This window comes from Aeromonas crassostreae (genome assembly GCF_054052445.1).
In genome coordinates, this window is the sequence record NZ_JBSTYM010000032.1 from 16,608 (window position 1) to 28,322 (window position 11,715).

Annotated in this window: 15 protein-coding genes; 6 read left to right on the forward strand and 9 right to left on the reverse strand. The window is 62.1% G+C overall.

All coding sequences use genetic code 11. From position 1 onward, the window contains the following. Positions 1 to 53: 53 nt before the first annotated feature. The 7 genes from ACW5W4_RS17465 to ACW5W4_RS17495 form a co-directional block, all read right to left on the reverse strand. On the reverse strand, positions 54 to 527 hold the full coding sequence (locus ACW5W4_RS17465) for a DUF3299 domain-containing protein (protein WP_408776037.1): 474 nt from the start codon (positions 525 to 527) through the stop codon (positions 54 to 56). A gap of 23 nt (positions 528 to 550) precedes the next feature. Then, the gene (locus ACW5W4_RS17470) at positions 551 to 1,798 is read right to left on the reverse strand and encodes an ABC transporter permease (RefSeq protein ID WP_456690236.1); all 1,248 of its coding nucleotides are present in this window, start codon (positions 1,796 to 1,798) and stop codon (positions 551 to 553) included. Between the two features lie 76 nt (positions 1,799 to 1,874). Beyond that, positions 1,875 to 2,561 (reverse strand): ABC transporter ATP-binding protein, encoded by a 687-nt coding sequence (locus ACW5W4_RS17475; protein ID WP_456690237.1) that lies wholly within the window; start codon positions 2,559 to 2,561, stop codon positions 1,875 to 1,877. 4 nt (positions 2,562 to 2,565) lie between these two features. Beyond that, complete coding sequence (locus ACW5W4_RS17480; protein WP_456690238.1) at positions 2,566 to 3,132, reverse strand: DUF2796 domain-containing protein; 567 nt, start codon at positions 3,130 to 3,132, stop codon at positions 2,566 to 2,568. Between the two features lie 40 nt (positions 3,133 to 3,172). Beyond that, positions 3,173 to 3,457: a hypothetical protein gene (locus ACW5W4_RS17485; RefSeq protein WP_456690239.1), complete on the reverse strand. Its 285-nt coding sequence runs from the start codon at positions 3,455 to 3,457 to the stop codon at positions 3,173 to 3,175. Between the two features lie 37 nt (positions 3,458 to 3,494). After that, positions 3,495 to 4,037 (reverse strand): YtfJ family protein, encoded by a 543-nt coding sequence (locus ACW5W4_RS17490; protein WP_456690240.1) that lies wholly within the window; start codon positions 4,035 to 4,037, stop codon positions 3,495 to 3,497. 181 nt (positions 4,038 to 4,218) lie between these two features. Then, a complete protein-coding gene (locus tag ACW5W4_RS17495) occupies positions 4,219 to 5,097 on the reverse strand; it encodes a hypothetical protein (protein ID WP_456690247.1) in 879 nt (292 codons plus the stop codon). Between the two features lie 152 nt (positions 5,098 to 5,249). Between ACW5W4_RS17495 and ACW5W4_RS17500 the strand changes: the two genes are divergently transcribed. Beyond that, positions 5,250 to 5,561 carry a hypothetical protein gene (locus tag ACW5W4_RS17500; protein WP_456690241.1) on the forward strand — a complete coding sequence of 104 codons (312 nt, stop codon included), beginning with the start codon at positions 5,250 to 5,252 and terminating at the stop codon, positions 5,559 to 5,561. An 84-nt stretch (positions 5,562 to 5,645) separates the two neighbouring features. Here the strand turns inward: ACW5W4_RS17500 and ppa are convergent, their stop codons facing one another. After that, positions 5,646 to 6,176, reverse strand: coding sequence for an inorganic diphosphatase (ppa, locus tag ACW5W4_RS17505; protein ID WP_041992003.1), 531 nt, complete (start codon positions 6,174 to 6,176; stop codon positions 5,646 to 5,648). A 243-nt stretch (positions 6,177 to 6,419) separates the two neighbouring features. Between ppa and mpl the strand changes: the two genes are divergently transcribed. Beyond that, positions 6,420 to 7,799 carry a UDP-N-acetylmuramate:L-alanyl-gamma-D-glutamyl-meso-diaminopimelate ligase gene (gene mpl, locus ACW5W4_RS17510; protein ID WP_456690242.1) on the forward strand — a complete coding sequence of 460 codons (1,380 nt, stop codon included), beginning with the start codon at positions 6,420 to 6,422 and terminating at the stop codon, positions 7,797 to 7,799. Next, positions 7,796 to 8,410, forward strand: coding sequence for a flavin prenyltransferase UbiX (locus ACW5W4_RS17515; protein ID WP_456690243.1), 615 nt, complete (start codon positions 7,796 to 7,798; stop codon positions 8,408 to 8,410). Before mpl ends, ACW5W4_RS17515 begins: the two co-directional genes overlap by 4 nt. 65 nt (positions 8,411 to 8,475) lie before the next feature. Here ACW5W4_RS17515 and ACW5W4_RS17520 read toward each other — a convergent pair whose 3' ends face one another. Further along, positions 8,476 to 9,087 carry a TetR/AcrR family transcriptional regulator gene (locus tag ACW5W4_RS17520; protein WP_456690244.1) on the reverse strand — a complete coding sequence of 204 codons (612 nt, stop codon included), beginning with the start codon at positions 9,085 to 9,087 and terminating at the stop codon, positions 8,476 to 8,478. 199 nt (positions 9,088 to 9,286) lie between these two features. On the opposite strand from ACW5W4_RS17520, the gene hpt reads away from it, so the two are divergent. From hpt to ACW5W4_RS17535, 3 genes are all read left to right on the forward strand, one after another. After that, positions 9,287 to 9,817, forward strand: a complete 531-nt coding sequence (gene hpt / locus ACW5W4_RS17525; protein WP_408818974.1) for a hypoxanthine phosphoribosyltransferase — start codon at positions 9,287 to 9,289, stop codon at positions 9,815 to 9,817. An 89-nt stretch (positions 9,818 to 9,906) separates the two neighbouring features. Beyond that, complete coding sequence (locus ACW5W4_RS17530) at positions 9,907 to 10,824, forward strand: ABC transporter ATP-binding protein (protein WP_427263095.1); 918 nt, start codon at positions 9,907 to 9,909, stop codon at positions 10,822 to 10,824. Further along, a complete protein-coding gene (locus ACW5W4_RS17535; protein WP_456690245.1) occupies positions 10,821 to 11,594 on the forward strand; it encodes an ABC transporter permease in 774 nt (257 codons plus the stop codon). The genes ACW5W4_RS17530 and ACW5W4_RS17535 overlap by 4 nt, the downstream gene beginning before the upstream one ends. Positions 11,595 to 11,715: the final 121 nt, after the last annotated feature.

The following is an 11,715-nucleotide window of genomic DNA, read 5'->3' on the forward strand; positions in this document are numbered from 1 at the left end:
GCTTGGCAAAAACGGCCCACAGGGGCCGTTTTGTCTGGGAAGAGGGCAGGCCTTCACTCCTCGTAGACGGTGACCTCGACGGCCTCCATGCTGTAACCCGTGTTGGCCATCTCCTGGCTGGTGCTCACCGTCCTGATCTTGCCCTTGACCCAGATGGCATCCCAGAGATCATCGACCGGCGCCCCCTGGGGAAAGCTGACATAGACCACCTGATTGGTGGGCGGGGGCGGCACATGGATGCAGGCGCCGAAGTAGGGCACCAGCAGGAAGGCGGTGATCTTCTTGGCATCCCCCTCCAGGGGCACCACGAAGCCGGGCAGACGCACCGTCTGGCCATCTAGGGCCTGGTTGACCTCGCCGATGGGCTGCGGCACCGCGCTCATGTCCCCGTCGTGGGGGACGGGAGGGGGCGGCAGCACGCTCTGGCCCGGGGGCAGCAAGGCGTCCCAGTCCAGGGTCTTGTACGACTCGGCGCCCTGGCTGGGCAGCGCCAGCAGGCAGGTCAGCAGCGCCATCACTCTCAACATCATCTCTCGTCCTTTTCGGTTTATCACACGCGAATGCTCATGCCGTCACTCAGGCTGTAGCGGTAGGCGCGGGCCGCCGGCAACAGGCCCATCAGCACGCCCGCCAGCCAGACCAGCCCCAGCAGCTGCCACTCATAGCCGCTTGGCAGCGCCAGTCTCAGTTGCAGGCCATAGTGGCTGAGTAGCCAGGGGGAGGCAAGCCCCTGTCCCAGGTAGAGCACGGCGACCCCCAGCACTATGCCTAAGCTGGTGAGGGCCATGGCCTCCATGGTCAGCAGGGCGAACAGATGGCCCGGGCCTGCCCCCAGGGATCGCAGGATGGCCAGCTCGCGGCGCCGCTCGTTGAGCCCCGCCAGCAGGGTGGTCAGCATGCCGATGAGGCCCGCCACCACCACGAAGGCGGCGATGACGCCGAGGGCGGTCTCCGCCACGCTCATCATGGCCCACAGCTCCTGCAGGGCGGCGCCGGGCAGGATCGCCATCAGCGGTTCCCTGGGATAGGTGTTGATGGTGCGCTGCAACTGGAACGCCAGGATGCGGTTGCTCAGGCCCACCATGAAGGCGGTGATGGTCTTGGGGGTGAGATCCTGGGCCAGCGCCTGCTCGGCGGTCACGTTCTTGCTGTGACGGCCTGTGTCCCAGCCCAGGTGTATCGCCTCTATGCCCGCCAGCGGCACATGGACGGTGCGATCGATGGGGGTGCCGGTCGGCGCCAGTATCCCCACCACCTTGAAGGGCAGGTTGTCATGCTGGCTGAAGGAGGTGTTGCCGGCGCCGTGGGCGATGACGATGGACTGATCGAGCCGGTAGCCCAGCTTCTGTGCCACCTGGGCACCGAGCACGGCCTCAAAGGGCGTCTGGAACGGGCGTCCCTGTGCCATCACCAGGGCTTGCTGGCGCCCGTACTTGAGGTACTTGAAGTAGTCGCCATTGGTGCCGAGCACCCGGAATCCCTTGTGGGAGTCGCCAAGGGAAAGCGGGATGGTCCAGGCGATGCCGGGCCGCTCCTTGATGGCCTGATAGGCATCCCAGCCCACGTTGTTGGTGGGGTTGCCGATGCGAAATACCGAATAGAGCAGCAGGTTCACCTGGCCGGAGCGGGCGCCGACGATGAGATCCGTGCCGGAGACGGTGTTGGCAAAACTCTCGCGGGCCTGCATGCGCACCCGCTCCACCCCGAGCAGCAGGGTGACGCTGATGGTCACCGCCAGCAGGGTGAGCCCGGCGGTGAGGCGGCGGGCCCAGAGGCTCTGCAGTGCCAGTTTCAGCATAGGTGCCTCCGGTAGCGTGCTGGTCGGGCGCCCTGATGGCGGGGGGGCGGGCACAAGCCCTGAACTGCGGCAATCATCATGCGGCCCTCCGGTTGAGTTGTTGCAGGTTTTCCACCCGGGGGAAGAGGGGCTCCAGATAGGGGTCGTGGCTGACGAAGACGAGGGTCGAGCCCTGCTTGTCGCACTCCTCGAACAATAGCTTGATGAAGGCGGCCCTGTTGTCGGTATCCAGCGCCGAGGTGGGCTCGTCGGCGATCACCAGCTGGGGCGAGCCGATCAGCGCCCGGGCGGCGGCGACCCGCTGCTGCTGGCCGATGCTGAGGGCATGGACCGGCCGAGCCAGGGCCTCGTGTGGCAGTTGCAGCTCGGCCAGCAGGCGGCGGGCCTCCTGCTGGGGCGAGCCCCGCAGTCTGGCGCGTTTTTGCGGTGCGAAGGTGAGCGCGGCGGTGACATTGTCCAGCACGCTCAGAAAGGGCAGCAGGTTGAATTGCTGGAAGATATAGCCCAGATGGTCGGCGCGGAAGCGATCCCGCGCCCGACCGGAGAGCCGGGCCAATGGCTGGCCCAGCACCTCCAGGGTGCCCTGGTTGGCTGTCTGGATCCCCGCCAGCAGACCGAGCAGGGTCGACTTGCCGGAGCCCGACGGGCCCTTGATGAAGACCCGCTCACCCTCGCTGATGGTGAGGGCGGGCAGATCGAGTACAGCGTCGCCACCTGGCCAGGCAAAGGCCAGATCGCGGATCTCAACCACGGCTTTTTTCATGGCGTTACCAGCTCAGCTTGTTGGCGGAGGGGGTCAGCTCGGCGGCGGTCTGACCGGCAGGCAGTATGCCCTGCACGCTCAGCTTCTCCAGGCTGGGGTAGACGGAGAACAGGCTTGCCTCCAGACCGCTTAGCTTGGCCGGGGCGGCGCAGGTATAGGTGTACATGGCGCCCAGATCGGCATGGCCCGCCTCGTCGTGATGATGTTCATCCTGATCTGCGTCAGCCTTGTCGTGGTAGTGGTCATGATCATGCTCTTCCTTGGCGGCCTGCAACTCCTGCTGGGTCAGCTTGCAGCCGGCCGCCGGGTCGAAGCGGAACAGGGCATCGGGTTGCTGGAGGCGGGCGACCGCCTTGGCGTATTGCACCTTCTCTTCATCGCTCCTGGCGGCGTGCTCGAAGCCCACCAGATCGGCGGCAGGGGCCTGCAGTTCTATCATCAGCTGGTCGCCATCGACGACGAAGTTGAGGTGGCCATGGCCATGCTCATGGGCGCCGTGGCTCTCGCCATGTTCATGATTGGCCTGGACGGCAAAGGTGGCCGCAGCCAGCAACAGGGTAACAGCTTTCATCATTCATCCTTTTGAAACAATAAAGTAAGAGTCGTGTGGCTTAAGGGAGCAAGGATGAAGGAGGGGCGCGAATAGGCTGGGTCAGTGTCACCGCCAGGGCGGCATTTTCACGGCAAGAGGGGGCGGCCTCGGGACAACATCCGGGGGCGACGAGGAGGGGTTGGGTCGGCGTGATCGCCAGCTTGCCGTCCAGATGCAGGGCGCAGATGAGACAGTGGTGGCTGTGACTGACGAGTTCGGCTTCGAGCGGGTGCTGGGCCAGGGCGGGTTGCAGCCACAACCAGCCAAACAGCAATATCCAGACTCTTGTGTTGACGCGACCCATGATCCCTTGATGAGGGGGCCTGGGGCCCCCGTCTGATTCAGAGATGGGACTTGATGAGCCCCATCACTTCGGTGATCTCATTGGCAGTGAGCTGGCCATCTTTGGCAAACAGCACCTTGCCCTCTTTATCCAGCAGCACGATGGCGGAGCTTTCCGGGGTCAGGCCCCAGGCGTTGCGGGCCATGCCCTTGGCATCGAGCACCATGGCCGACCAGGGGAACTCTTTCTTGCTCTCCTCGGCGCTGCTCTTGACGAAACCCGAGGTGCCCCAGATGGCATCATTGCTATTGATGATGGTGACCGTCTGGTAAGCGTCGTGGGGCAGCTTGGCGGCCTTGATCGCCTCTATCATGGGGGAGTTCAGCGCCTTGGCACTGGAGCGACCCGCGATGTGCTGGATCAGGAATACCTTGCCGACCAGTTGCTTGCTCTGCCAGGGGCGGTAGCCGATCGTCTGGCCGTTGACCATCAGTTCACCTTCTTCGGCGATCTGCACCAGAGGCACCTGGGTCGATGGCTTGATGTTGTGAGCCAGTACCAGGGTCGGCAGCAACGCCAGAGTAAGCATGAGATGTTTCATCCGGGTGACACTCCTTTGTTATGTTATAACGATTTCATGGCCAAGGAAATGGGGCGCTCTCCATCCTAGACTGATCGGATCTGTTTAAAAAGTGTTAAATAACAGATGGGTTGGCCAAGGCATGCCGCATTCATGGCCATGATAGCACCGGGCCCGGCCGAGGGCGGCTGGCAGGATCCGTTCAGTAGAGGGGTTCGCTGATGAGGGGGATGCGGGCCATGGTCATCTGCTGCGCCATCAGGGGGGAGCCGGTGAGCAGCACATGCTTCTGGTTGTCGATCACGACCACATCGCCCGGCAGGCCGCTGTCTGCGGTGATGGCAAGCCAGGCGGGAGAGACGCTGCCGATGCTGGTGTCGGGGTAGATGATGCTGAGCATGAACTGGGGTGCGAGCTCGGTGAGCAGGCTGGCCATCAAGAGCGCCTTCTCGTCGCTGTCGGCCTGATTCTCCTTGAGGGCCTGCAGCGGGGGATGGAAGCTGTCCAACTGCTCGGGTGGGCTGGGGATGACGTCCAGCCACTCCTTGATCAAGCGCACCGAGCCGGCGAGATCCGGCGCGGTGAACTGGCTGGCCAGGGGCTTGAGCGCCCCCTTGAAGTGATAGAAGAGCTGGGAGTAGTTGGGACGCACGCAGGGCAGCCTGACGTTGGCGGGATGAACGCAGGGCACCACCATCATCTGGGTGAAGGCATCTTCCTGATATTGCTCGTAGGCCTGCCAGAACTCCCTGGATTCCGGGCTGTTGTCCCGGGTGGTGAAGGCCTGCTCCAGGCTGAGAAACTTGGTGGCCGTGCTGGGGCTGTTCTGGTTGATCTGACTGAGGCTGTTGTAGAGCCGCGGGCTGATGTAGGCGTAGAGTGTCTCGATGGGATGCTTGAGGGAGAGGCTGAGCATCCCCATCTCGTGCCGTTGTCGGGCGAGGGTGCTGTCGTCCGTCTGCAGCTGGAAGTGGCGGGCTTGGCCATCGGCGGATTGCCACTGCCAGTCGAGGTTGACCTCGGCGGCGTACACTGACTCGGCCAACAGCATGCCCAGCACCAGCCTAGGTATGGATCTCATCATGGTGCGCCTCGCCGGTATGTCCTGATTAACAACTAGGTGACTTGATACGTTCTTGACGCATGTTCCGAACTTTTTTCGGATAAGAATCCACTAACAGTTTGATTGGCATTTAAATTTAATGTCGGAAATAAGTAACAGAGGAAACCGTCATGGGCCGATTATGGGGATTGCTGTGGTTGTGCAGCCTGCCGCTCTGGGCCGGGCAGATCATCATCACCAAGGGCGACGAGAAGATTGATGCCTTCGCCCTGCGCGACGAGCTGGCCAGGGAGCATGAGTGGCAGGAGTGGTTGCGCCGCCAGGAGGCCCTGACCTGGCTGGAGGCGCTGCCGGTCAACTGCGAGCTCAATCGCCAGCGCGGCGGTGGCTATCGTTGCGGGGATGACTATTATCGCCCCTACCGGCAAGGAGGGCGCGACATCTATATCAAGGGGGATCCGGGCAGGGGCGACAGGCCCTGAGCAGGCAGAGAGGGGATATGCACCAGCAAAACATAAAAGGCGCCCAATGGGCGCCTTTTATGGACTTGACGAGGGAGACGCGGCTTATTTGGCGGCGTAACGCTCGGCAGAGCTCAGGATTTCGGCTTCGGCGGCGGCCTTGTCGCCCCAACCTTCCACCTTGACCCATTTGCCGGCTTCCAGCTCTTTGTAGCGCTCGAAGAAGTGCTGGATCTGGGCTTTGAGCAGCTCGGGCAGGTCGTTCACATCCTGGATGTGGTCGTACTGCTTGGTCAGCTTGGAGTGCGGCACGGCCACGATCTTGGCATCTTCACCAGATTCGTCGGTCATCTTCAGCACGCCGACCGGGCGGCAACGGATGACGGAGCCGGCCAGCAGCGGGTAGGGGGTCGGCACCAGCACGTCGACCGGATCTCCGTCCAGGGACAGGGTAGCGTTCACGTAGCCGTAGTTGCACGGGTAGAACATGGGGGTGGACATGAAGCGGTCAACGAAGATGGCACCGCTGTCCTTGTCGACTTCGTATTTGATCGGATCGGCGTTTTGCGGGATCTCGATAACAACATAGATATCTTCGGGCAGGCTCTTGCCGGCCGGTACCAGGTTCAGGCTCATGGGGATTCCTTCAATGAGAGTCGAGTCGAGTTTGCAGGCCGATATTATAGCGATGTCCCGTCAAATGACCATATATGCGCGCCATGGCGCTCGGTTTGCCGTGACAGGCCCGGATTTTGCGGGCAAGGGAGCCTGCCCTGACCCCATGGTGGCGGGCGCCTGTCGCAGGATCTGCGCCAGCCTCTGCCAAATTGCCGCCATCTTGCTAGAATGCCTGCTCTCTCTACAGCAAGGGCAAGCGGTATGCATATTCACATCCTCGGTATCTGTGGCACCTTCATGGGCGGGGTGGCGGTGTTGGCCAAGCAGCTGGGTTATCGGGTGACCGGCTCGGATGCCAACGTCTATCCCCCCATGAGCACCCAGCTCGAGCAGCAGGGCATAGAACTGACCGAGGGTTATGACCCGTCCCAGCTCGATCCGGCGCCGGATCTGGTGGTGATCGGCAACGCCATGAGCCGGGGCAATCCCTGCGTGGAGTATGTGCTCAATCGCAACCTTCCTTACACCTCGGGTCCCCAGTGGTTGCTGGAGCATGTGCTGCAGGATCGCTGGGTATTGGCGGTGGCTGGCACCCACGGCAAGACCACCACCGCCAGCATGCTGGCCTGGGTGCTCGAATACGCCAGGCTCGAACCTGGCTTCCTCATCGGCGGCGTCCCCGGCAACTTCCCGGTCTCGGCTCGTCTGGGCTCGGCCCCCTTCTTCGTCATCGAGGCCGACGAGTACGACAGCGCCTTCTTCGACAAGCGATCCAAGTTTGTCCACTATCGGCCGCGCACCCTGGTGATGAACAATCTGGAGTTCGACCATGCGGACATCTTCCCCGATCTCGCCGCCATCCAGCGGCAGTTCCATCATCTGATGCGAATGGTGCCCGGCAATGGCCGCGTGCTCTTCCCCCAGGCCGATGACAACCTCACAGCGGTGCGCAAGATGGGCTGCTGGAGCGAGGTGGAGCTGGTGGGTCAGGATGACGCCAAGTGGCAGGCGATCAAGTTGAGGGACGACGGTTCCGCCTTCGAGGTGTGGCTCGATGGCGAGAAGCAGGGAGAGGTGCACTGGGAGTGTATCGGCGAGCACAACGTCAACAACGGCCTGATGGCCATCGCCGCCGCCCGTCATGCCGGCGTGACGGTGGAGCATGGCATTGCCGCCCTGTGCGCCTTCCACTCCCCCAAGCGACGGATGGAGCTCAAGGGAGAGGTGGCCGGGATCCGCGTCTATGACGACTTCGCCCATCACCCTACGGCCATTGCCACCACCCTGGGCGGCCTGCGCGCCAGGGTGGACAACCTGGGCGGCAAGGCCCGCATCCTGGCGGTGCTGGAGCCCCGCTCCAACACCATGAAGCTCGGGGTGCACAAGGAGGAGCTGGCCGCCTGCTTCGACGAGGCAGACCAGGTGTTCCTGTTCCAGCCGAGCAACATCGACTGGGATCTTGGCGAAGTGACCGCCCACATGAGCCGCCCGGCCAAGGTGTTTGCCGATCTGGAGACCCTGATCGGCGAGCTGGTGGCCGAGAGCCGCGACGGCGACCACATCCTCATCATGAGCAACGGCGGGTTTGGCGGCATCCACGACAAGCTGCTGGCGCGTCTGCAACAGCGGCAACCGGCATGAAGCGCATCACGCTCGCCCTGACCGGCGCCTCCGGTGTCCCCTATGCGCTGCGGCTGCTCCAGTGCCTGGTGCAGGCGGACTATCAGGTCTATGTGCTGGCCTCGTCGGCGGCGCGGGTGGTGCTCAAGACGGAGCAGGGCATCGACTGGCCCGCCTCCCCCAAGGTGCTCTCCGAGCAGCTCTGCCGCGAGTTTGGCGCCAAAGAGGGACAGATCGTCGCCTGCGGCAAGGAGGAGTGGTTCTCGCCCGTGGCCTCCGGCTCGGCGGCCCCCAGGCAGATGGTGGTCTGCCCCTGCTCCATGGGGACCGTCTCCGCCATCGCCCATGGCGCCTCCGACAGCCTGCTGGAGCGGGCGGCGGACGTGGTGATCAAGGAGCGGGGTCAGTTGATCCTGGTGCCTCGCGAGACCCCCTTCTCGGCGATCCATCTGGAGAACATGCTGAGCCTGGCCCGTCTCGGGGTGACCATCATGCCCGCCGCGCCCGGTTTTTATCATGAGCCGAAGAGTATCGAGGATCTGGTGGACTTCATGGTGGCCCGCATGCTGGATCACCTGGGGGTCGAACACGGACTCACCGCTCGCTGGGGATATGCAGGCCCGCAAGCCTGAGGGCGGGTGAAGGAGAGTGCGAACAAAAACGGCGCCCAGGGCGCCGTTTGTCGTAGTGAGGGGGATCAGGCCTGGATGGGGGCCGTCACGTACTTGAACAGAAACTCGGTCACCTCGTCACGCGCCGGGCGCTGGGGGGAGTTGATCATCTGCATCATGACGTAGCCAAAACCGGTCAGGGAGCGGGCCAAGTCCTGGGCGCTCAGCACGCTCTGGATCTCGCCATCGTCCATGGCGGACTGCAGTACCGGAGTGATGCGCTCCAGTGCCTTGTCCAGCAGCATGGCATAGCGGGGCCACACCTCTTCCCGCACCGAGGAGCTCCACTCCAGCCAGATGTTGGCGTGATCCGGCTTGTCATAGGCCGCATCGACAAACAGCTGAACATGGCTGTGAATGCGGTCCCGTACCGGGCGGTTGCCCGCATACGCCTGTTCCAGCATCTGGTGTACGAACTGCTCTATCTCGGTGAGCACCTCATCCACGAGCTCTTCACGGGTATTGAAGTAGTTGAAAACGGTTGCAACTGACACTTTGGCTTGTTCTGCGATCTCGGCATGGCCTGCCCGGCCGATGCCGCGACGAGAGAATACCTCGATGGCACATTCCATGAGTTGAGTGCGACGGGCCTCCGGTGAAAGCCGGGTTCTCCGTCTTATTTCTGCGCGTGGTTCCATGATTTTTTCATCTAATAGTTATTGATTATGGTGTTTATAGTATGGTCACCGATAATGCCCGGGGGCGTGCTAACTCTAACAATTTAAATAAGCCGATAAAAGCATCACGTATGCCTGACGACCCCCGTCTGGGGTGGTAGAATCAAGGGTTTTGAAATCAATGAAGAGTCAGCCAGTGCTGATTCCAATGGAGTATGTGATGAAACACAACGTCGAGGTGATGATGTCCGAGGCCGAGGTGGCCGCCCGGATTGCCAAGCTGGGTGAAGAGATCACCGCCCGTTATCAGGGTTCGGATGAGGTGGTGATGATTGGCCTCTTGCGCGGCTCCTGTGTCTTCCTGGCGGATCTGTGCCGCCAGTGCCAGCTGCCCATCACCCTGGACTTCATGACCGCATCCAGTTACGGCTCCGGCATGCACAGCACCCGGGATGTGCGCATCCTCAAAGACCTGGATGACGACATCAAGGGCAAGGACGTGGTGATCGTCGAAGACATCATCGACACCGGTTACACCCTCAACAAGGTGCGCGAGATCCTCTCCCTGCGCGAGCCCAAATCCCTGGCCATCTGCACCCTGCTGGACAAGCCGTCCCGCCGCGAGGTGCACGTGCCGGTGGACTGGATCGGCTTCTCCATTCCCGACGAATTCGTGGTAGGCTGCGGCATCGATTACGCCCAGAAGTATCGTAACCTGCCCTTCATCGGCAAGGTGGTACCGCAGGAGTAATGTCGCCACATTGCTCATGCCTGCAGGCGGCCTAGGCCGCCTTTTCTGTCTCATAGATTCGAGATGGCACTTCGCCATCAGGGGATGTCATGAACGCACTGGAAATCAGCGGACTGAGAAAGACCTATCAGGGGGGCGTCGAAGCCCTTAAAGGCATAGATCTCACCGTCAAGCAGGGGGACTTCTTCGCATTGCTTGGGCCAAACGGGGCGGGCAAGTCCACCACCATCGGCGTGATCAGCTCTCTGGTCAACAAGAGCGCCGGCAAGGTCAAGGTATTCGGCCACGACATCGACACCGATCTCGAGCTGGCCAAGGCCCAGCTCGGCCTGGTGCCCCAGGAGTTCAACTTCAGCCAGTTCGAGAAGGTGAGCCAGATAGTCACCCATCAGGCCGGTTTCTACGGGGTGCCGAGGGCCGAGGCCAAGGTGCGCGCCGAGAAGTACCTGCGCCAGCTCGACCTGTGGGACAAGCGCGACATGGCGGCCCGCACCCTGTCGGGGGGCATGAAGCGCCGGCTGATGATAGCCCGCGCCCTGATGCACGAACCCAAGCTGCTGATCCTGGACGAACCGACCGCCGGGGTGGACATCGAGATCCGCCGCTCCATGTGGAGTTTCCTCAAGGATCTCAACGAGCAGGGGGTCACCATCATACTCACCACCCATTATCTGGAAGAGGCGGAGATGCTGTGCCGCAACATCGGTATCATCGACAAGGGGCGCCTCATCGAGCACACCAGCATGAAGAACCTGCTGGGCAAGCTGGGACGGGAGACCTTCCTGCTGGATCTGGTGCCTGGCAGCCAGGTGCCGACCCTGCCCGAGTTCAACGGCCGCATGCAGGATGAACATACCCTGGAGGTGGAGCTGGACAAGAGCCAGTCCCTCAACAGCCTGTTCGAGCAGCTCTCCGCCCAGGGGGTGAAGGTGCTGAGCATGCGCAACAAGGCAAACCGGCTGGAAGAGCTGTTCGTCAACCTGGTAGAGGAGGGACGCAAAGCATGAATCCCATGACCTATTACATCGCCTTCAAGAGTATCCTGGCCAAGGAAGTGAGCCGCTTCACCCGGATCTGGATCCAGACCCTGGTGCCGCCGGCCATCACCATGAGCCTCTATTTCGTCATCTTCGGCAACCTCATCGGCTCGCGCATCGGCGACATGGGGGGCTTCAGTTACATGGAGTTCATCGTGCCCGGCCTCATCATGATGTCGGTCATCACCAACTCCTACTCCAACGTCGCCTCCTCCTTCTACAGCGCCAAGTTCCAGCGCAACGTGGAGGAGCTGCTGGTGGCCCCCGTGCCCAACTACATCATCATCGCCGGCTATGTGGGCGGCGGCGTGGCCCGGGGTCTGTGTGTCGGCCTCATCGTCACCCTGGTGTCGCTCTTCTTCGTGCCGTTGCAGATCCACCATCTGTTCAGCGTCTGCTTCACCGTGCTGCTCACCTCGATCCTGTTCTCCCTGGGGGGGCTGATCAACGCCGTGTTCGCGAAGTCGTTCGATGACATCAGCATCATACCGACCTTCATCCTGACGCCGCTGACCTACCTGGGCGGGGTCTTCTACTCCATCACCCTGCTGCCGCCGTTCTGGCAGACCGTCTCCCAGGTGAACCCCATCATCTACATGGTGAACGCGTTCCGTTACGGCTTCCTCGGCATCTCCGACGTGCCGCTCGGCACCGCCTACCTCATCATCATCGGCTTCATCGTCGCCCTCTACGGTCTGGCCTGGTGGCTGATCTCCCGGGGAACCGGGCTGCGTCACTGAGTGACCACCATAAAAAAGGCGCCGAAAGGCGTAATGCCAGTCAGTTAAGGCTGACTGGCATTGTTTTTATTGGCTTTTTTCACACTGTACTTCTGTGGTCTTGGCTTCACGCAGCGAGGGT